This window comes from Nostoc sp. UIC 10890 (assembly GCF_054786515.1).
In genome coordinates this window covers 530,906-550,811 of the sequence record NZ_JBSGKF010000001.1, presented here as the reverse complement: position 1 = coordinate 550,811, position 19,906 = coordinate 530,906, and the positions used below count along the sequence as shown (strand labels likewise).

General features: G+C 42.1%; 18 protein-coding genes. 13 read left to right on the top strand and 5 right to left on the bottom strand.

The window, feature by feature from the left end; all coding sequences use genetic code 11:
• Window positions 1-119 precede the first annotated feature (119 nt).
• Window positions 120-671 carry a hypothetical protein gene (locus tag ACWATR_RS02335; protein ID WP_460329120.1) on the bottom strand — a complete coding sequence of 184 codons (552 nt, stop codon included), beginning with the start codon at window positions 669-671 and terminating at the stop codon, window positions 120-122.
• Window positions 672-830: 159 nt separating this feature from the next.
• Window positions 831-3,383, bottom strand: a complete 2,553-nt coding sequence (locus ACWATR_RS02330; protein ID WP_460329118.1) for a beta strand repeat-containing protein — start codon at window positions 3,381-3,383, stop codon at window positions 831-833.
• A gap of 831 nt (window positions 3,384-4,214) precedes the next feature.
• Between ACWATR_RS02330 and thrC the strand changes: the two genes are divergently transcribed.
• From thrC to ACWATR_RS02315, 3 genes are all read left to right on the top strand, one after another.
• A complete protein-coding gene (gene thrC / locus ACWATR_RS02325; RefSeq protein ID WP_460329116.1) occupies window positions 4,215-5,525 on the top strand; it encodes a threonine synthase in 1,311 nt (436 codons plus the stop codon).
• A 101-nt stretch (window positions 5,526-5,626) separates the two neighbouring features.
• Window positions 5,627-5,902, top strand: a complete 276-nt coding sequence (locus ACWATR_RS02320; protein ID WP_181929738.1) for a ubiquitin-like small modifier protein 1 — start codon at window positions 5,627-5,629, stop codon at window positions 5,900-5,902.
• 28 nt (window positions 5,903-5,930) lie between these two features.
• Complete coding sequence (locus tag ACWATR_RS02315; protein WP_460329113.1) at window positions 5,931-6,095, top strand: hypothetical protein; 165 nt, start codon at window positions 5,931-5,933, stop codon at window positions 6,093-6,095.
• Window positions 6,096-6,098: 3 nt separating this feature from the next.
• Here ACWATR_RS02315 and ACWATR_RS02310 read toward each other — a convergent pair whose 3' ends face one another.
• Window positions 6,099-7,268 (bottom strand): baeRF7 domain-containing protein, encoded by a 1,170-nt coding sequence (locus ACWATR_RS02310; protein ID WP_460329111.1) that lies wholly within the window; start codon window positions 7,266-7,268, stop codon window positions 6,099-6,101.
• Between the two features lie 520 nt (window positions 7,269-7,788).
• Window positions 7,789-10,242 (bottom strand): phosphoenolpyruvate synthase, encoded by a 2,454-nt coding sequence (gene ppsA, locus ACWATR_RS02305; RefSeq protein ID WP_460329108.1) that lies wholly within the window; start codon window positions 10,240-10,242, stop codon window positions 7,789-7,791.
• 504 nt (window positions 10,243-10,746) lie between these two features.
• Between ppsA and ACWATR_RS02300 the strand changes: the two genes are divergently transcribed.
• The gene (locus ACWATR_RS02300; RefSeq protein ID WP_460329106.1) at window positions 10,747-10,899 is read left to right on the top strand and encodes a hypothetical protein; all 153 of its coding nucleotides are present in this window, start codon (window positions 10,747-10,749) and stop codon (window positions 10,897-10,899) included.
• On the opposite strand, the gene ACWATR_RS02295 is transcribed toward ACWATR_RS02300, so the two are convergent.
• Window positions 10,860-11,942, bottom strand: coding sequence for an ATP-dependent 6-phosphofructokinase (locus tag ACWATR_RS02295; protein ID WP_460329104.1), 1,083 nt, complete (start codon window positions 11,940-11,942; stop codon window positions 10,860-10,862). The two genes, ACWATR_RS02300 and ACWATR_RS02295, sit on opposite strands and share 40 nt — an antisense overlap.
• A gap of 375 nt (window positions 11,943-12,317) precedes the next feature.
• Between ACWATR_RS02295 and hoxE the strand changes: the two genes are divergently transcribed.
• From hoxE to ACWATR_RS02250, 9 genes are all read left to right on the top strand, one after another.
• Window positions 12,318-12,851 (top strand): bidirectional hydrogenase complex protein HoxE, encoded by a 534-nt coding sequence (gene hoxE / locus ACWATR_RS02290; protein ID WP_460329101.1) that lies wholly within the window; start codon window positions 12,318-12,320, stop codon window positions 12,849-12,851.
• Complete coding sequence (locus ACWATR_RS02285) at window positions 12,838-14,502, top strand: NADH-ubiquinone oxidoreductase-F iron-sulfur binding region domain-containing protein (protein ID WP_460329098.1); 1,665 nt, start codon at window positions 12,838-12,840, stop codon at window positions 14,500-14,502. The genes hoxE and ACWATR_RS02285 overlap by 14 nt, the downstream gene beginning before the upstream one ends.
• A 117-nt stretch (window positions 14,503-14,619) precedes the next feature.
• A complete protein-coding gene (gene hoxU / locus ACWATR_RS02280; protein ID WP_460329097.1) occupies window positions 14,620-15,336 on the top strand; it encodes a bidirectional hydrogenase complex protein HoxU in 717 nt (238 codons plus the stop codon).
• A 36-nt stretch (window positions 15,337-15,372) separates the two neighbouring features.
• Window positions 15,373-15,897, top strand: a complete 525-nt coding sequence (locus ACWATR_RS02275) for a DUF3122 domain-containing protein (protein WP_460329095.1) — start codon at window positions 15,373-15,375, stop codon at window positions 15,895-15,897.
• A gap of 47 nt (window positions 15,898-15,944) precedes the next feature.
• A complete protein-coding gene (locus ACWATR_RS02270; protein ID WP_460329093.1) occupies window positions 15,945-16,490 on the top strand; it encodes an NADH-quinone oxidoreductase subunit B family protein in 546 nt (181 codons plus the stop codon).
• Between the two features lie 76 nt (window positions 16,491-16,566).
• The gene (locus ACWATR_RS02265; protein ID WP_460340154.1) at window positions 16,567-17,019 is read left to right on the top strand and encodes a hypothetical protein; all 453 of its coding nucleotides are present in this window, start codon (window positions 16,567-16,569) and stop codon (window positions 17,017-17,019) included.
• A 122-nt stretch (window positions 17,020-17,141) separates the two neighbouring features.
• Window positions 17,142-17,762, top strand: a complete 621-nt coding sequence (locus tag ACWATR_RS02260; RefSeq protein ID WP_460329091.1) for a CBS domain-containing protein — start codon at window positions 17,142-17,144, stop codon at window positions 17,760-17,762.
• 180 nt (window positions 17,763-17,942) lie between these two features.
• Window positions 17,943-18,311, top strand: a complete 369-nt coding sequence (locus ACWATR_RS02255) for an HMG-box domain-containing protein (protein WP_460329088.1) — start codon at window positions 17,943-17,945, stop codon at window positions 18,309-18,311.
• A 45-nt stretch (window positions 18,312-18,356) separates the two neighbouring features.
• Window positions 18,357-19,805, top strand: a complete 1,449-nt coding sequence (locus ACWATR_RS02250) for a Ni/Fe hydrogenase subunit alpha (RefSeq protein ID WP_460329085.1) — start codon at window positions 18,357-18,359, stop codon at window positions 19,803-19,805.
• Window positions 19,806-19,906: the final 101 nt, after the last annotated feature.

Below are 19,906 nucleotides of genomic sequence, written 5' to 3'. Positions count from 1 at the left end.
TGTTAAGAAAAACACTTATTTATTTGTAAAAATCCGAAATTATTAATCCGATTTGATTTATTAAATGTTGCGTGAGGGTTGTCCTTAGTAGAAAAAACCAAGGAAGACCCCAATTTCAATCAACGCACTTGGGTTTGATAAGTCGCCTTGACTGTCGTTTTTGCTGGAACTGACGGAACCTGTAAACGGATGTGGGTGTAAGCAATGGCCGGTGCTGGTTTAGTTTCCACTTTGCCGTCAGGAAGAATAACTTTAACAGTGGGATTTTCTCCAAAGCTGCGCCCACCATCAATGCTGTAAGTAATTTTTCCATTATTAGCCACATTTGCAGATTTCAGTACGTATATCATTCCCTTGGGAATAGGTTGATTCAGAGTCAAATTCTTCACTAAGCGATCGCTTTTATTTTCGCTACTCAAGGTATATCGCAACACATCTCCCGGTCGTACCACCGCTTGACCTTTTAAAGGTTCCCATTTTTGGCTTTGCTTACCCTGCTGATCCTGTGCCACCACTTGCTTTTCTGCTTCTAAGCGCAATTGAATTTGCCCTTGAGTTTTGATATTCTGAGCAACGGCACTTCCTGAATGCCATCCCGGAATTTGACTGAGAAATGGAACTGTAACAATCAGTGCGATCGCTCCTAAACCTGCAAGAGAAACACGCCTCATATAAATAACCTCAAAAAACTTCCAGAATGTTGATTGTTGACTTATCTTTCCCTGCTTTTACTCAGAAAGAGTCACTCTCTTCTTTACTTCCTGTTTCGGGGTTGGGAATGAGGAAAACTGGTTAGTTTGCAAACCTTGGAGTCCCCAATTCCCAACGAATTAGTTCACCTTACGTTGGAAGGTAAATGTTCTTTGAATACCCGGTGCGATCACGCCAGTTACAGTATCTACATACTTAGTTACATCAGTATTTACCGTAGTTCCAGTTTGGTCGATGCCAGAGCTATTAGCTGGATTACCACTGAAGAATTGGATGGTTGCAGCCCCAGAATCCTTGCCTGAACCAACAATATTGCTAGTATCAATTTGAGTGTTGTTATCATTGTCTAGCGCCCAGTTATTGGGGCTTTGCGTACCATCTTCAACAATCACAACTTTGTCAGCATTCAAAATCACATTCCCAGTTCCAGATTGAGGCTCAGAAATATTGCTGTACTGAATTTGGTACTCAATAATGTTTCCTGGTGCGGGCTTCTTCGCATCGGCACTCAATGTGCCATCATTCCCCTGAACTACAGGCCCAGTTCCTTGTAAGACTCGTGACACTTTTCGCAGTTTCAAGAAGCCAGTGTACACGCGATCGATAGTCTTGTTGGTTGAATCAAAGATATTATCGTTGCCAGTATCCTTAATTCCATCAGCGTTACTATCCGTTGTGTAGTTGTCAATAGAAGCAATGATGGGGACTGGAAAGCCTCTGTCAATATCAGTGGATAACTGCGTACCAGCAGGTAAATCGACTTCTACACCATAGTTGAGAGTTGCATTAGGAGCAAAGTTGGGAATGGTTATTGGTGTAACTGGTCCTGTAAACACTCCATTATTGTAGGTATAAATAGCAGACTGACTATTATAGGTAATAGTCACTTTCGTACCATTCGGTAAATCTCCTGGAACTGTTGGTGGTGTTGGTTCTAGCTTCAAAACGCCTGGATCAGTACCACTGTTTTTAACTGTGTTGGTGAAGCCAACTGACTGAGGATCGAGTAAACTACCAGGGGCCGTACCAGCAGGAACCAGAGAAGATTTGTTCGTGAAGTCATCGTCGGTTCCACCCGATGGCCCAGTTGCATCCGGCGCATTCTGCGGCCCGTTGAATATCGCTGAAGCAACAGGTGCTTGCAGTGTGAAAACGTTTGCTTCACCTCCTGGTGTACCATCACCAGTGTTGTTGTTACCTGTATCAGTTCCAGTTTCTGGAGCTGCTGGAGTAATAATATAGCCATCATCAACGTCGCTAGCCAATAGAGTATCGGGAACACCATCACCATTGGTATCTGTAACCCCATGAGGTGTCATATTCCCTGGTGGGCCACTGTAGTTGCTGGGATTTTGGTCGCCGGAGTCGTCGTAGACTGGGAGATTGCTGCTGGGTGTTTGACCAAATAATTGGGCAATGTTAGCGACGGTTAAGGGTGAAGTTGCAGTTGATTCAACGCCTAGCTGAATCGAGAAGCCATTCACCGTTGTACCAGGAGCAATGGAAGTAATAGTCGCTGGATTATTGATAAAACCAACGCGAGTAATACCAGGGAGAGTGTCAGCACCTTTCAAAGGAAAGGTTTTCCAATTAGCTGTATTCGCATCAGCTGTAACTGGGTCAGTAGTATAAACAGCTTGCCAACCAGGTGGCGGAGTTGGCGCTACTGCCAAATCTGTACCCGCAGGAATCGCATCAGAAACCAAGATATAAGTACCAACAGTACCATCAACATTGATGCTTGTGCCGGTCAAAGCTGCTGGTGTAATTCCCTGTCCTGTGGGATCGTTGGACTCAACTCGCAAACTCAAATCGTAAGTCAGCTTGTCATCTGTAATTGCAGTAGTACCAGCATTGTTATAGCCACTACGAATCTTGAGAACGGTGGCTAAAGTGTAGGTCTTCACCGTTAAACCAACCTGAATTTGCTCGGTGGCGCTAGCCTCCCGTGTACCGTTAACTGGTGCGCCAATTACCTCACCAACAGCACCACCATCGGCGTTATCTACGGTGAAGACGTCACCACCATCAGGACTCCGCAGTTGGTTTTGAGCATCACCAGGAGTATTACCAAGAGTAACAGTAATGATGTCGTTAGTTTGAGCGCCAGCTTGTACGGTAACTGGTACGCGCACCAACACAGTACCACCAACCGGAACTGAGGGTGTATCTACGCCACCTTGGGGAATATTTATCCAAGTTTGACCACCGTCAGTACTATATTGCAGGCTATTAACTGTACCACCATCTGGTAATGTTCCAGAAACAGTACCCGGCCCAGTTGTTGTGGCTTGGTTAGGAATGCGGAATCTGGTTGGGTCGTTACCTACGTTGGTTAGGGTGTAAGTGTAAATGAGTAAGTCACCAACCTGGACTGTGGTATTGGTAGGACTAGAAGTGGCATCTGTGACACCAGACGCAGTGACGGTAATACCAGCAACCTCTGCTACGGTGACAATGACAGTGTTAGAAGTGGAATTAATTGTTGTCCCTGGACTGTTGGGATCTTCGTAGGTTGCTGTTGCGGTGTTACTTATAGATGTACCCGCAGTCGTTCCGTCAGCTAATACAGGTGCGATGAATTGGAAAAAGCTACCAGTTAATAATGCTGTTGCTACTAGAGATTGGTAAAGTTTACGCTGCTTGTTGACAGATTTATTTCGGTTTACCATAAAAGTAGTTTGTTTGTTTGCTGAACTTGTATCTTGGATTTTGAGACAGGATAAAGTTCGGCAATTCCTTAAAGAATTGCCGACTATAGCTGCCCAAAACTTCAACGTTTCGGGAATGCATATTTAAGGAGTGAAATGATTGACACTCCTTGAAAATTATATTGAGGCAATAACCAGAAATAACTTGTCTACTTGTTTTACGCTTACCCTTGAAACTCAAGGCTGGCAATCGCAAATATGTGTAATTTATTACTGTATTTTGCTAAGTTGTTGATGTAAATAGCAATGTAGCTTTTACAGCAAAAAAAATCTTCCGTATAAATAAGTAACTTATCTAGCTATGAATGAGTGCATCAAAGTTGAAAAAGTAACTTTATTTTGGCAACACACATAAAAATTTGACTGGTTTAACTCAGGTGCTAAAAACACTAAAACTTATATCTGAAAATACTTTTGCGTCTTTCCCATCAGAAAGACATACTGCTCAATAGAGTCGTTTAGATAAAAAAATTGAAAGTTAACTAAGTAATCTAAATTACTTAAATGAGATAGTAATTTAAATAAATGCAAATTAAGCATGACTGGAATGCAATTTAGTCATATTATTTAGCCGTGTTAATGCTGAGTAGTTGAAGCTGTTTTCTTTTTTTATAACATTAGATGTATAAGTGTAAATACTAAATGTAGGGATTACTGATGTTAAAGTTTTACAATAATTATTCCTTTCAATACCAAACATACCCGACAATTTTTGTCGGGTATGTTTGACTGGTATTTTTACTCGTGTTACTATCAGGCGACAGTCGACAGACAAACAGGGAAAGCTAGTTTATGACTCAGGCAATCAAAACCCAAACCCAAACCCAAAGCAGCACTGCCTACTTTCAAGCCTTAAAGTGTAAAGAATGTGGTGCGGAATACGAACTCAAAGCCAGTAATGTTTGTGAGTTATGTTTTGGCCCGTTAGAAGTCAAGTATGACTACAACGCCCTACGTCTGACTGTCACTCGTGAAACAATTCAAGCTGGACCCAACTCCATTTGGCGCTATCGTCCCTTTTTGCCTGTCGCAACTGACAATGTTATAGATGTGGGAACGGGTATGACTCCCTTGGTTCGTTCCCATCGTCTTGCCCGTCGCCTGGGTCTAAATAAGCTTTATATAAAAAATGATGCCGTGAATATGCCCACCCTGAGCTTTAAGGATCGGGTGGTGTCAGTTGCTCTATCGAGAGCGCGAGAATTGGGTTTCACTACTGTTTCTTGCGCTAGCACTGGTAACTTGGCAAATTCTACAGCTGCGATCGCAGCTCACGCCGGTTTAGACTGCTGTGTGTTCATCCCCGCAGATTTAGAAGCCGGTAAAATTCTAGGTAGCCTAATCTACAGTCCCACCCTCATGGCCGTCAAGGGCAACTACGATCAAGTAAATCGTCTCTGTTCGGAAGTTGCTAATACACATGGCTGGGGTTTTGTCAATATCAATCTGCGTCCTTACTACTCTGAAGGGTCTAAGACGTTAGGTTTTGAAGTTGCGGAACAACTAGGTTGGGAACTACCGGATCATGTTGTTGCTCCTTTGGCATCTGGTTCATTATTTACAAAAATTTATAAAGGTTTCCAAGAATTTGTAGAAGTTGGTTTGGTAGAAAACAAGAGTGTTCGTTTCAGCGGTGCTCAAGCTGAAGGTTGTTCACCCATCGCCCAAGCCTTCAAAGAAGGACGCGACTTTATTAAGCCAGTTAAACCGAATACAATTGCTAAATCGCTGGCGATCGGCAACCCAGCAGATGGCATTTATGCTGTGGAGTTAGCTCAGAAGACTGGTGGTAATATTGAATCAGTCAATGATGCCGAAATTATTGATGGCATCAAGCTGCTGGCAGAAACCGAAGGCATCTTCACAGAAACGGCTGGTGGTACAACTGTGGCCGTGCTGAAAAAACTGGTAGAAGCTGGCAAGATTGATCCAGATGAAACTACCGTGATTTACATCACTGGCAATGGTCTGAAAACCCAAGAAGCAATCCAAGGCTACGTTGGTGAACCCTTGACTATTGACGCCAAACTCGATAGTTTTGAACGTGCCCTAGAGCGATCGCGTACTCTTGATCGCTTGGAATGGCAACAAGTCCTCGTTTAGTTAGGAGTTATGAGTTATGAGTTTTTTTATTCATAACTCTTTACTCTTAACTTATTCCTAGCTCCTGACTCCTCATTCTTGATTCTTCACTTTTTACTTCTATGGCTGTAAAAGTTTTAGTTCCTACGACTCTTCAAAGTTTTACCAATAATCAAGCTACTCTAGAATCCAGTGGTAGCACCATTGCGGAATTGTTGGAATCCTTAGAAAAAAGCTTTCCTGGGATTAAATCGCGCTTATGCGATGAACAAGGTAAACTACGTCGGTTTGTAAATTTTTATGTCGATAGCGAAGATATCCGCCATTTAGATGGTATAAACACAACTCTTAAAGATGGCGATGAAGTAAGTATTGTCCCAGCTGTTGCAGGTGGTTAATACAGAGAACACTCAATAAAGTAGAAGCATGACCTCGTTCCCAGTCGTCGCAGACTGGGAATGCTTATTAAGAGGCTTCGCTTACCTTACTCACGGGCAAATAATGATGTCCGTTGAGTTTTTGCGATCGCACCAGCGGAATCCGGGTTTAACCTTTACCCTTTTCCCACAAGAGTGCAAAGCACATTTGTAACCATCAATAGCGAAATACCGCAGCTAATGGTGTATTATCTGGCATATCTGCCGACTCAACCGCATAGACAATACCGCCATTCAAAATAGTCTGAGTTGCTGCGAAATCTAATAATTCTTCATCGTTAGGTTCTGCATTGGGATGCACCTGAACCGTTTGCGTGTCTGGGTCAAAAGTACCCCACTGCTGTTGATTGAGAGCGACAATTAACTTGTCAACGCGTCCCTGAGAAGCTGCTGGAATAGTTTCGGTAATTTGGCTGGAGGCTTTTCCAGTTCCCAACAGTTCCCTGTATTGAGCGATCGCCTCTTGTTGTGCTTGTAAAAAGTAAGGTTCCACTATTTCCCAGGCTTGGGTGTGCAATTCCTCTGCTGAGAGGAGTTCTGGATTGCCGATTATACCAGTATCCATGAGATAAGGATAAGTATTTGCTTCTCGATAAATTGGCAAGAGATATTCGACTCCAGCCAGCACCAAAGGAGCATGTTCTTCTTTGAGTAACTCCTGCAATACCTCATTTACCCGATGGAAATATAGGCTGAGATTTTCCTTCTCATCCTCATCACCAGCACCATGACCATGAAATACAGTAACTCCACCAGGAGCGGCGCGTCGTCCACCTACTGCTCCTGGAGTACCTGTATGGGAAGGGGTTTGCCGTTCTGGCTCCTCAAACCGCAATACTTCTTCCAAACTTGGTAATACACCAGTCAGATCAATTTCTTCAATGTGATGGTGCGTACCTTCTAATAGCCGAATCAGATTATGGCTGAGAGCAAGAATATAGAAGTGTCCATCGCTATTAAAGAGAGGGAATAGAGGTTTAAGGTAAAAACGGTTACTAACAATTGCTAATTCTTCAAAATCTATGGGTAGAGAGTAATACCGCAACAAGTCCTGGGAGCGGAAGATTGCTAAACCATCACTCTGATGTTGCCAAAATTCATACTCATCCAGTTCTTTGACTGGTTCAAGTAAGTTTTTCGCATCTTCAGAGCGCCAACTATGTTGTTTAATCAGATATTCTTCAGCTTCTCGAATTAAATTTCTAAACCGGATGGGATTCTGTTGTGTATCTGCCCCTGCGTGATAAGTTGGTAAAAAAATAGATACGCAGACTTCTCTAGGTTGTTTTGCTAGTGTTTCGAGTTCCGCAATAGAGAGTAATTTCATTCCTTTGCCTCGAATATTCGTGATTTAAAACTTGATATTGCAACTTGATTATTACCCTTGAAGCTTTCACTTCAATGTGGGCTGGATATAGCAAGTTACTGAAGAAATGGCGATAAAACCCTTTTGCAAATAAGAATGCTTTTGCCACTATCTTTAGGCTAAAAAGAAAATGTGAAAAACTTGTGAGGAAGTGGTTGATCCTTGAAGAAGGCACTTATGCTGGAGGCAGAGAGCAGAAGGTTATTTTCACTTATAGGATTCAAACCCCTCCTGAAAAGGAGCCACCAAATTTTCAATGTGGTGGGGGTTTAAACCCAAGTTCGCTCCGGTCACGGGCAGAGGGAAAGCACTATTCCTTCTGCCTTCTGCCTTTCTTGATAAAAGCCATCTACCTTCTTCAATGCCAATACTACTCGGGTTTTGCATTTTGAACCCAAAGTTTGGTTTTGGGAAAGGGTTACTGGGTTTGGGTTAAAGGTTTTTAATTTCCCTTTCCCCCAAAACCCGACAAGTATTGTCTTCAATGCTTATTGCCTTCTTGACTTTCCGTACTTGCTATTTCTAAAAGAGTTTTCAGTACAGAGTCAGGGTTAAGACTGATAGAATCAATACCTTGTTCAACCAAAAATTGAGCAAATTCTGGATAGTCACTGGGTGCTTGTCCACAAATCCCTATTTTGCGTCCGTGCTTTTTAACTGTGGCTATGGCTTTGGCAATCATCCGCTTCACAGCTTCATTGCGCTCATCAAATAAATGTGCGACTAATTCAGAATCTCTATCTACTCCTAATATCAATTGTGTCAAGTCATTCGAGCCAATTGAGAACCCATCAAAAATTTCACAAAACTCATCTGCCAATTGCACATTACTAGGTAACTCACACATCACATAGACTTGCAAACTGTTTTCTCCCCGCACCAAACCATGCTTCGCCATCTCGGATAGCACGCGCCGACCTTCTTCGGGAGTACGACAAAATGGCACCATTAAAATTACATTAGTTAAACCCATGCGATCGCGCACATTTTTCATCGCTAGACATTCCAAAGCGAAGCCTTCACGGTAGCGTTCATCGTAGTAGCGAGAAGCACCACGCCACCCCAGCATCGGGTTTTCTTCTTGTGGTTCAAACTGCTTGCCACCCAAAAGATTAGCATATTCATTACTCTTGAAGTCTGACAGGCGGACAATCACAGGTTTTGGATAAAAAGCCGCTGCGATCGTGCCAATACCTTGAGCTAGTTTATCGATAAAGTACGCGGTTTTATCTTCGTATTGGGCAGTTAATTCGGCAATCTGGGATTTAGCCAACTGATCTTCTAATTCATGAAAGTGAATTAATGCCAGCGGATGTGTCTTAATATGATTAGCAATAATAAATTCCATCCGCGCCAATCCCACTCCATCATTTGGGATAGCGGCATAACTTAATGCTTCTTCTGGATTGCCCACATTCATCATAATTTTGGTGCGAGTATGGGGCAAATTTTCCAATGCTAATTCTGTGACTTTATAGGGCAATAAACCTTGGTAAACCTTCCCAGTTTCACCTTCTGCACAAGAAACGGTAATTTCTTGTCCTGTTTTCAATGCGGTAGTGGCATTACCACAACCAACTATTGCCGGAATCCCTATTTCTCTAGCAATAATTGCACTATGGCAAGTACGTCCACCTTGGTTAGTGACAATTGCACTAGCACGTTTCATAATTGGTTCCCAGTCGGGATCCGTGCGATTTGTGACTAGCACTTCTCCAGGTTGAAACTGGTTAATTTGATGCACATCCAAAATAACTTTGGCTTTACCTTGGCCAATCATCTCACCCACACTCCGCCCTGTACTTAACACTTCACCTTTTTGGTGTAATTGATAAGTGCGGAGAACATTTTTAGATTTTTGAGACTGTACTGTTTCGGGACGCGCCTGTACGATAAAAAGTTCATTGGTAATCCCGTCTTTTGCCCATTCAATATCCATTGGTGTGTAGATACCACGGACTTGTGAGTAATGTTCTTCAATAAGGCAGCAAGCTTGGGCTAATTGTAAAATTTCTTTATCACTAAGGGCATATTTTAGGCGATCGCACGACGCGACAGAAATATTTTTGGTCAATTTCGATCCGCCAGGGTCGTAGATCATCTTGATTTCTTTTGTACCCAAGCGCTTTTCTAAAATTGGGCGATATCCCTGCTTTAGGGTAGGTTTAAATACTAAATACTCATCAGGATTGACTGCACCTTGTACTACATTTTCTCCCAAACCATAGGCAGCGGTAATTAGTGCGGCATCTTGAAAACCTGTTTCAGTATCAATTGAAAACATCACTCCAGATGTTGCCAAATCAGAACGCACCATTTTTTGTACACCTACTGAAAGGGCGATGTTGAAGTGGTCAAAGCCTTTAATTTCACGGTAGGAAATAGCGCGGTCAGTATAGATTGAGGCAAAGCATTTGTGGCAGGCTTCTAATACAGCTTGCAACCCGTGGACATTGAGGTAGGTTTCTTGCTGCCCAGCAAAGCTAGCATCAGGTAAGTCTTCAGATGTGGCACTAGAACGGACTGCAACATCCGTATTAGTGCCATATTGTGCTTCAAGGTCTTGATAAGCTTGGGTAATTGCTTGTTGCAATTCTAATGGAAATGGAGTTTGCAGCATTAAAGCCCGTACTTGCTTGCCAACAAAATGGAGATTGTTCACATCTTCTACATTTAAATCTGCAAATAATTGCCGCAATTTAACTTCCAAACCTGCTGAAGAGATAAAGTAGTGATAAGCATAAGCTGTAGTAGCAAAACCTGTAGGAACTTTAATGCCTTTGGGTACAAGCTGCTGAATCATTTCTCCCAAAGAAGCGTTCTTGCCACCTACTAGAGGTATATCTGCAATTCCAACTTTGCTTAAAGGTAATATTAAAGCTTTATCTTGGGAAAGTTGATGAGTAGTTTGTTGATTAACTAGTGCTTCTGGCATGGAAAACTTCCTTTTGTCGAGCTAATCACGAGGTTTATAGTCGTCTCATACTTATGGTTATAGGAAGATTATTTGAGGAACTTGTGAGGGTGGAGGTCAAAAGAAAAAGAGACAGGGGGGAATGGCACTAAGTTAAGCTGAAGGGTAGGCGGCGTAAGGATTGCAGGGGAGCAGGGGTGCAGAGGGACAGAGGAGAATTTCTCTTGCTTCTGTCCGTATGCTTCTTCCTTCTTCTTTCTCCCCTGCTCCTTTGCTCCTCTGCACAAGAGCTGCCTCAACGATTTTCCCTTTTCTTAGTGCCATTCGAGACAGGGGGAGAGACTGAGACGGAGCTTAGACCTCTTGCAAAAGTGCTTTTTGCAAGAGGGGAAAAGGGTAAAGGTTAAAGGGAAAGGGGACAATACAGAACCTTTCCCCTTTTCCCGACTTATGCAAGAAGTCTCTTGTACTTTGCCAAGCGTCCTGGAATGACGGGGCAACTCTTAGAACATAGGTGTCAACTTCATGCGAAATGGGCGGTTAGAAACCGCACGCCAGGTGCTTCAAGTCGGCGGAGCCGCCCAACGCACTGGCTCGTATACACAAACAAAAGCTACCGATCCTGGATTTCAAAACCTTCATGTTTTGACGATCGCTGGAGTAATGTTACCAATATAAGTACTGAGCGATCGCGCAGTTTGCACTAAGAAATTATTGGGATCTACCAGACATGGACTGCAAGCCAAAACTGCCTCTAAAGGAACTGCTACAACTTGTCCATTTTGCCAAGCTACCATCTGTGCAGATTGCCCATTAGCTAATAAATCTACGGCAGCTTTGCCAAAAGCGGTTGCGATCAAACGGTCTAAGGCTGAAGGAATACCACCTCGTTGGATATGTCCTAAAACAGAAACCCGAATATCAATTTGATGATTACTGCAATGGCGAATTTCATCGGCAATATATTGACCCATACCACAGGATGGCTTTTCACAGGATGGATGGCTAGATGAATCGGCTGCTATTTGAGCACCTTCCGCCACGACTACAATTGCAAATCTGCGTCCCCAGCGATCGCGTAATTCTGCCAAATGCTCGCACACACCTTTAATTGTGTAGGGAATTTCGGGAATCAAAATCACATCTGCACCACCTGCAATGCCAGAGTGCAGTGCTAAGTGACCTGCTTTCCGTCCCATAACTTCGACAATCATCACGCGATCGTGACTAGCTGCTGTAAATGTCAAACGATTTAGAGCATCAACAATTGTGTTGACCGCAGTATCAAACCCAACTACTCTTTCTGTCTTGCCTACATCATTATCAATTGTTTTCGGAATGGCAATGAACTGCCAGTTACCTTTGCTTTGCAGTTCGTTGAGAATTGCTAAACTGCCATCTCCACCAATACCAATCAAGGCAGCTAGTTCTAAAGCATGATAGCCTGCAACAATCTCGTCAACATGAGCCAGAGTATCTCCTTTGTTAATGCTACCCAGAATTGTGCCTCCCATATTTAACAAGGGGTCAATACCACGTAGGTCTAGACCATGTATGCTCAGAGGAATTGCCTTTTTCTCTAAAAGCCCTCTAGTCGCATAAGGAATACCCACTACCTCCCAGTTATATGTAAGAGTAGCGTGGTTTACAACTGCCCGAATTACAGCATTGAGTCCAGGACAGTCGCCACCACTGGTAAGAATTCCAAGTCGTTTTTGCATGGTCATAACTCCTCAACAAGAAACAAAGGAAGAGGCAGAGGGCAGAAAGTATAAATAATACTGTCCTCTGCCTCACTTTCTAACCCTGTTTCGGCTATATGTTGAGGTTAATTCAAAAAACTGAGGAAGTTGTGAGGATCTAACTTAGGTATTATGCATCGTTAGTTATCAGCTATTACTATTGATAACTAAGCGGAAATTTAGATATTACTCCCGAAATATAATCTTCCCTCTGTGTCTGGAGTGTGATTAATTGTACGTTCATCCAGCAACGCCGAAAATTCACTTAACTGTCCTCACAAGTTTCTCAAATTGTTTTTTTATTATCTTAACTGTGAGACTCGCAATATCCTGAAGAGACAAGAGGCTCAAACCATGAATTCAGCATCTGCTGTTAAAATTAACAACACGGCAAAAGCACCCTCAGCAACTCGCGGTGATCAGCGCTTTAAGATGCTGGATGCAACTATAAAACGCTATCAGTATCAACAGGATGCACTCATTGAGATATTGCATAAAGCGCAAGAAATTTTTGGCTATTTAGAAAACGAGGTATTAATTTACGTTGCTCACAATCTCAAGCTGCCACCTAGTCGAGTTTATGGTGTTGCCACGTTCTACCATTTGTTTTCACTTGCTCCTAGTGGTGTACATACCTGTGTGGTGTGTACAGGTACAGCTTGTTACGTCAAAGGCGCTCCAGCTATCCTGGCAAATTTAGAAAAGTCTGTCCATATTCACGCTGGTGAAACTTCAGCGGATGGTCAAATTTCACTGCTAACAGCAAGATGTTTAGGTGCTTGTGGAATTGCGCCTGCTGTAGTATTTGATGGCACTGTTTTAGGCAATCAAACTGCTGAATCAGTCCTTGATCGCATCAAAGGATGGTTGCAAGATGGATCTACCTGAATTAATTGAAATTGCCCAAAAAGAACGTGCTTCAGAGAAACTTGTGCAAATTCGCTGTTGTGTTGCTGCTGGTTGTCTGTCTGCGAATTCCCAAGTTGTCAAACAGCGTCTAGAAGAGGCTGTAACAGCAGAGAATTTGACAGAAAAAGTAGAAGTTCGTGGCGTTGGCTGTATGCGTTTGTGCTGTCAAGGGCCATTAGTACAGGTGGAGAAACTGGGGACTGGAGATTGGGTACTGGGGACTGGGGAGGACTCTAAGCAATCTCCACATAGCAAATTGTATGAGAAAGTTACACCTGATGATGCACCATCAATTATCACCGCTATCAATGGAGGAGAGACAACAGTCCAACAGGGTGATTTAACACATCCATTTTTTACATCCCAAATGCCGATTGTTTTAGAAAACAGTGGCAAAGTCGATCCAGAACGCATTCAATCTTATATTGCTGCCAACGGTTATCAAGCGCTTTACCATGTTTTGCGGGAGATGACTCCTAGTGAAGTAGTAGATGCTATTAGCCGCAGCGGTTTACGGGGACGTGGTGGTGCTGGTTATCCTACAGGTTTAAAATGGGCAACAGTTGCTAAAGCAAAAAGTGATGCCTACCATGACCGGAGCGATCGCAAATTTGTAATCTGCAATGCTGATGAGGGAGATCCAGGGGCGTTCATGGATCGCAGTGTACTAGAAAGTGATCCTCATCGCGTTTTGGAAGGAATGGCGATCGCAGCATACTCTATCGGCGCAAACCAAGGCTACATTTACATTCGGGCAGAATATCCCATTGCCATTAATCGTCTGCAAATTGCCATTCGTCAAGCACAACGCCTTGGTATCTTGGGCACACAAATTTTCGACTCTCACTTTGATTTTAAAATTGATATTCGTATCGGTGCTGGTGCTTATGTCTGTGGTGAAGAAACCGCTTTAATGGCTTCTATTGAAGGTAAACGCGGTACTCCTCATCCCCGTCCGCCTTATCCTGCTGAGTCTGGTTTATGGGGCTATCCAACCTTAATTAATAACGTTGAAACTTACGCCAATATTGCACCCATTATTCGCAAAGGTGCTGAATGGTTTGCTAATATCGGCACTCAAAAGAGCAAAGGCACAAAGGTTTTCGCTCTAGCTGGCAAAATCCGTAACACAGGTTTAATAGAAGTACCGATGGGAACTTCACTGCGGCAAATTGTGGAAGCAATGGGCGGTGGCGTACCAGATGGCGGTGTGGTAAAAGCAGTCCAAACTGGTGGCCCTTCTGGGGGATGTATTCCAGCAGCAGCTTTTGATAGTCCAGTAGATTATGAATCACTCACTCAACTGGGTTCGATGATGGGTTCCGGTGGGATGATTGTCATGGATGAAACTACCAACATGGTGGATGTCGCCCGCTTCTTCATGGAGTTTTGCATGGATGAATCGTGTGGTAAATGCATTCCTTGTCGGGTGGGGACGGTGCAGTTGTATAAATTGTTGACAAAGATTAGTGAAGGTAAGGCATCTTTTGCTGATTTGGAATTGTTGGAAGAACTATGTGACATGGTGAAACATACTAGCTTGTGCGGTCTTGGTCAGTCTGCACCCAACCCGGTACTTAGTACCTTACGTTACTTCCGTGATGAGTATTTGGCTTTGATTAGTCATTAGTCATTGGTCATTTGTCATTGGTCATTTGTGATTTTTCGTTTGTATTTATAAAAGACCAATAACTGGAAAAAATGTGCAATTTGAAAGTACATTAGCGTTACCAGGAATCAATAAGAGATGGTTGTAAAAACTTTAACAATTAATGAACAATTAATTAGCGCTCGTGAGGAGGAGACTATTCTCCAAGCGGCGCAGGATGCGGGAATTCATATTCCGACTTTGTGTCACCTAGAAGGAGTTGAAGATGTAGGGGCTTGTCGGCTTTGTTTAGTAGAAATTGCTGGTAGTAATAAACTTCAACCTGCTTGTGTGACAAAAGTTACTGAGGGTATGGAAGTTGAGACAAATAGCGATCGCTTGCAAAAATATCGTCGCACAATCATAGAAATGCTATTTGCTGAAGGCAATCACATTTGCTCAGTTTGCGTAGCTAATGATAATTGCGAATTGCAAGACTTGGCCATTGAGATGGGTATGGATCATGTGCGGTTGCATTACCATTTCCCCGATCGCAAAGTCGATGTTTCTCACCATCGCTTCGGTGTTGACCACAACCGTTGTATTCTTTGCACTCGTTGCGTGCGTGTTTGTGACGAAATTGAAGGAGCGCACACTTGGGATATGGCGGGTAGGGGGACAAATTCTCATGTAATCACTGATTTGAATCAGCCTTGGGGAACCTCAGATACTTGTACTTCCTGTGGGAAATGCATTAATGCTTGCCCTACAGGTGCGCTTTTTGACAAAGGATCAAGCGTCGGAGAAATGAAACACAATCGCGCCAAACTTGATTTCCTAGTCACAGCACGGGAAAAACAACAATGGCTTGTTTAGCTACTGTTCATGAATTAGCACAACGAGGTAAACCTCATGTTACGCCACATCTTAAAAATCTTTTGGTGGCTCCTATTGCTAGCAATATTAACAATATATATATACCTGGGTTTAGCAACTTTCACATCTCAACAGGTGATTGCTACTGTTATTCAATTAGAAGATGCGCCAGGAGAAATCGTTTATCGCTCACAGCAAAAATTAAATGATGAATTAGGAAATTATTGGCAGGTTGTCTTGTTTAAGCGAGTTCATTCTAATAGCAATAAAATATCTTCAATAAGTCTCCGGTTGGTGGGATTTCCTGGTTCTCAGGAACTAGCCCATCCTTTCCCTCTAAAGATTACTAGTGATACAGGTAAAGTATTGACTGCTCCCGATATTTTCCTAGATGAAGCACCAGCACCAACCATCGGTCAGTATGACTTCAAGAATGTTTTGCCTCAATTACCAACTGAAGATTTGTTGATTGGTATACCTGTAGATAGACAACACTTCATTAATCTTTCAATACCTCAATATATCGTGCAGGAATGGCAAGAAGTTGCACTAAAGTCTTGAGTTATAAGGTCAAAGTTCATCCCTATCACCCTCAAAAAAAAAAGAAAATGGCTCGTTTAAAATTAGCAACGGTTTGGCTAGGCGGCTGCTCTGGTTGTCACATGTCTTTTCTCGATTTGGATGAATGGCTAATTGATTTAGCAGGACAGGTAGATTTAGTTTATAGTCCCTTCGCTGATACCAAAGAATATCCTCAAGGGGTGGATGTGGTGTTAGTTGAAGGTGCAGTAGCCAATGAGGAGCACTTGGAAACCATTCGGAAGGTGAGAGAGCGATCGCACATCCTTGTCTCTTTTGGCGATTGTGCTGTCACTGGTAATGTTACTGCTTTACGCAACCCTTTAGGTAGTGCCGAACCTGTTCTTCAGCGTTGTTACATCGAAGCCGCAGATATTCACGCCACAATTCCCCATGAGCCTGGTATTGTACCAACCCTACTAGATCGGGTGATACCAGTGCATACAGTAGTCCCAGTTGATATTTATTTACCAGGTTGTCCACCTGATGCAACTCGGATTAAAGCAGTGTTAGAACCACTTTTAAAGGGAGAAAAACCACAACTAGAAGGACGTGAATTTATCAAGTTTGGTTAACTTCACAAGTTACTCAAATTCTTTATCTAAGTTGAAGGTATTGAATTACAAAACAATTTTAGAAGCAATTATGGTTATGGCAGTTAATTATCGGGAAAGAATCATTGCTATTTGGACAGTATTTCTACTAGGAACATTGTTCCATACACAACTAAATTTAATACCGCTTTTTCACGGGTTACCTGTTGTCGAATCTCAAAAAGCTACAACTATCAATGATATTTCTGGAATTATGTGGTTGATGTTGGGCTTTTTTGTGCTTCCAATGCTGGCAATTATTGCCACTGCTTTTACTGATTCAAAGCGTTATCGAATCGTGCATTTTGGCTTAACTGTCTTTTACAGCATTATGAACTTACTGCACGTGATTTTAGATTTATTTGTCCAGCCACTTCTTTGGTATCAGATAGCCTTGATGGTCTTGTTATTCTTTGTGGGTTTATTATTAAACATTACTGCTTTTAAATGGATGCGGTTGCCAAATATGGCTAATAAATCACAACAACAACTAGAAAGATCACATTTTTAGCTTTTATCGAAACAGAATTCAGGAGTCAGAAGTTATTTTGTACAACTGATTGATTCTGATTTCTGAATTATTCTTCAAGAAACCCGTATAGCATTAGCTTTATTAGAAATTTGGAGAGCATTATGTTGAAAGCATCTGACATTATGACTAAAGATGTTGCCACTATTCGTAGTTCCGCAACAGTGGCCGAAGCAGTCAAACTCTTAAGAACAAGGGACTGGAAAGCGCTGGTTGTAGATCGTCGCCATGAACAAGACGCCTACGGCATGATTACTGAAAAGGATATTGTCTATAAAGTGATTGCTTATGGTAAAGATCCTTGTAGCGTGCGTGTTCATGAAGTGATGACTAAGCCTTGTATCGTCGTCAATCCTGACCTTGGCTTAGAATACATAGCGCGATTATTTGCTGACCATAATTTGCAAAGAGCGCCTGTTATTCAGGGCGAACTACTGGGTATCATTTCCCTCGTTGACATTCTCGCTAATAGTAACTTTCTTCAGCAACCCCACACTATTTTACTAGAACAACAACTTCAGGAAGAAATTAAAAAAGCTCGTGACATTTGCGATCAGAAAGGCATCCATTCAGAAGAATGTGCTGCTGCTTGGGATGCGATTGAGGAATTACAAGCCGACATAGCACATCAACGAGCAGAGAAAGTCGTGAAAACAGCCCTTGAAGAATATTGCGATGAATATCCAGAAGCCAAAAAAAATTATGACAATTGGTGTAGTGGGTAAGCGGCTCAATATATTAAGTTGCTTGTTTAAATAGAGAGCAATTGGAGGAAAAAATATATAGGATTCATATTTGATTTCTGAAAAAACTCAGTACAACTAAGAAGCCTTCTTGACTGTTGCCTATTGCCTATTGCCTGTCTACGCAAATTCGTTTATAAATCAAAGCGGATTCCTATAATTATGACAAAAGATTTAAGAGATTCAAAAGAGCCAAGAATTTTATCTGAAAAATTTGCAAGTCTAGAGTTAGTAGATGGAAAAATTAGTGAAATATCTTTAGTTAATGGAACACTATATGTTCATTTTCAGACTGATGATGAAAAACAATTGACGCTTGTGTTTACAGACGTAGCTGGAGTTGAGATGTTCAATATCCAGAATGCTGAACTGAGTAAATGGACAGTTAGCTTAAACGATCCTTTCATCGAACGAGCTAGAAAACTATCAGAAAAACATACTGAAAAGCTTGTGTGCTATGGTTTTTGGTCGCCTTGGCTAGAAGAGCCACTGATGCGTATTTTAGCTAGTGATTTTGAGATAAATACCTGATATTACCTAGATTTAAAGCTACTTCAACTAGTTAGCAAAATCATTATGAAAAAAGTAATCATCGACCCGGTTACACGAATTGAAGGACATGCCAAAATCAGTATTTATCTGGACGATACAGGACAAGTGAGCGATGCTCGTTTTCATGTCACAGAATTTCGTGGTTTTGAAAAGTTTTGTGAAGGTCGTCCGCTTTGGGAAATGCCAGGAATTACGGCGCGTATTTGTGGGATTTGTCCGGTGAGTCATTTGTTAGCATCAGCAAAGGCAGGCGATCGCATCCTTGCTGTTACAATTCCCAAAGCTGCGGAAAAATTGCGCCGTTTGATGAACTTGGGACAAATTATCCAATCCCACGCCCTGAGTTTCTTCCACCTCAGCGCCCCAGATTTATTATTAGGGATGGATAGCGACCCCCAAAAACGCAATGTATTTGGATTAATTGCAGCTGAACCAGAACTAGCGCGTGGCGGAATCCGCTTACGTCAATTTGGACAAGAAATTATTGAACAATTAGGTGGGCGAAAGATACATCCATCATGGGCGGTTCCTGGTGGTGTCCGTGAACCCTTATCGCCAGAAGGACGCATCCATATTCAGAACCGCATCCCGGAAGCACGCACCACAATATTAGATGCACTGGGTAGATTTAAAGGCTTACTCAATAATTATCAAAAAGAAGTGCAAACCTTTGGGAATTTTCCTAGCTTATTTATGGGTTTAGTTACTTCTGATGGTTTGTGGGAGAACTACGACGGACATATTCGTTTTGTAGATAGCGCTGGAAATATTATTGCTGATAAACTTGATCCAACTCATTATCAAGAATTTATTGGTGAAGCAGTTCAACCAGATTCTTATTTAAAATCCCCTTATTATCGTCCTTTAGGTTATCCTGACCAGAGCGACCATTGTCGTTTAGATAGTGGTATTTATCGGGTGGGGCCGCTAGCACGTCTGAATATTTGCAGTCATATTGGTACACCTTTAGCTGATGCAGAATTGAGAGAATTTAGAGATAGAGGTAAAGGCACTGTCACCTCATCATTTTTCTATCACTATGCTCGATTAATTGAAATTATGGCTTGCATTGAACGCATAGAAATTATGATAGATGACCCAGATTTAATGTCTAAAAAATTGCGTGCTGATGCTGGCATTAATCAATTAGAAGGAGTGGGTGTAAGTGAAGCACCACGTGGGACATTATTTCACCATTATCAAGTTGATGAGAATGGTTTACTTCAAAAAGTAAATTTAGTAATTGCCACAGGTCAGAACAATCTAGCAATGAATCGTACAGTCGCGCAAATTGCCCGACATTTTATTCACGGTTCAGAAATTGCTGAGGGGATGTTAAACCGTGTTGAAGCGGGAATCAGAGCTTTTGACCCTTGTTTGAGTTGTTCAACTCATGCAGCCGGACAAATGCCTTTGCATATTCAATTAGTTGGGAAAGATGGGAATATTGTAAATGAAGTTTGGCGAGATTAATCTATTCAAAATTCTGGATTCTGAATTCTTGCTTGAAAACAACACAGCCACAAAAGTTCTCTCGTAACATTCAATATTTCTTCTTCTGTGATTTGCATTCC

What these genes read in the sequence shown, in the direction of transcription:
- ACWATR_RS02335 (WP_460329120.1), bottom strand. Translation starts at nt 671, where the DNA reads ATGAGGCGTGTTTCTCTTGCAGGTTTAGGAGCGATCGCACTGATTGTT.
- ACWATR_RS02330 (WP_460329118.1), bottom strand. Translation starts at nt 3,383, where the DNA reads ATGGTAAACCGAAATAAATCTGTCAACAAGCAGCGTAAACTTTACCAA.
- thrC (WP_460329116.1), top strand. Translation starts at nt 4,215, where the DNA reads ATGACTCAGGCAATCAAAACCCAAACCCAAACCCAAAGCAGCACTGCC.
- ACWATR_RS02320 (WP_181929738.1), top strand. Translation starts at nt 5,627, where the DNA reads ATGGCTGTAAAAGTTTTAGTTCCTACGACTCTTCAAAGTTTTACCAAT.
- ACWATR_RS02315 (WP_460329113.1), top strand. Translation starts at nt 5,931, where the DNA reads ATGACCTCGTTCCCAGTCGTCGCAGACTGGGAATGCTTATTAAGAGGC.
- ACWATR_RS02310 (WP_460329111.1), bottom strand. Translation starts at nt 7,268, where the DNA reads ATGAAATTACTCTCTATTGCGGAACTCGAAACACTAGCAAAACAACCT.
- ppsA (WP_460329108.1), bottom strand. Translation starts at nt 10,242, where the DNA reads ATGCCAGAAGCACTAGTTAATCAACAAACTACTCATCAACTTTCCCAA.
- ACWATR_RS02300 (WP_460329106.1), top strand. Translation starts at nt 10,747, where the DNA reads ATGCGAAATGGGCGGTTAGAAACCGCACGCCAGGTGCTTCAAGTCGGC.
- ACWATR_RS02295 (WP_460329104.1), bottom strand. Translation starts at nt 11,942, where the DNA reads ATGCAAAAACGACTTGGAATTCTTACCAGTGGTGGCGACTGTCCTGGA.
- hoxE (WP_460329101.1), top strand. Translation starts at nt 12,318, where the DNA reads ATGAATTCAGCATCTGCTGTTAAAATTAACAACACGGCAAAAGCACCC.
- ACWATR_RS02285 (WP_460329098.1), top strand. Translation starts at nt 12,838, where the DNA reads ATGGATCTACCTGAATTAATTGAAATTGCCCAAAAAGAACGTGCTTCA.
- hoxU (WP_460329097.1), top strand. Translation starts at nt 14,620, where the DNA reads ATGGTTGTAAAAACTTTAACAATTAATGAACAATTAATTAGCGCTCGT.
- ACWATR_RS02275 (WP_460329095.1), top strand. Translation starts at nt 15,373, where the DNA reads ATGTTACGCCACATCTTAAAAATCTTTTGGTGGCTCCTATTGCTAGCA.
- ACWATR_RS02270 (WP_460329093.1), top strand. Translation starts at nt 15,945, where the DNA reads ATGGCTCGTTTAAAATTAGCAACGGTTTGGCTAGGCGGCTGCTCTGGT.
- ACWATR_RS02265 (WP_460340154.1), top strand. Translation starts at nt 16,567, where the DNA reads ATGGCAGTTAATTATCGGGAAAGAATCATTGCTATTTGGACAGTATTT.
- ACWATR_RS02260 (WP_460329091.1), top strand. Translation starts at nt 17,142, where the DNA reads ATGTTGAAAGCATCTGACATTATGACTAAAGATGTTGCCACTATTCGT.
- ACWATR_RS02255 (WP_460329088.1), top strand. Translation starts at nt 17,943, where the DNA reads ATGACAAAAGATTTAAGAGATTCAAAAGAGCCAAGAATTTTATCTGAA.
- ACWATR_RS02250 (WP_460329085.1), top strand. Translation starts at nt 18,357, where the DNA reads ATGAAAAAAGTAATCATCGACCCGGTTACACGAATTGAAGGACATGCC.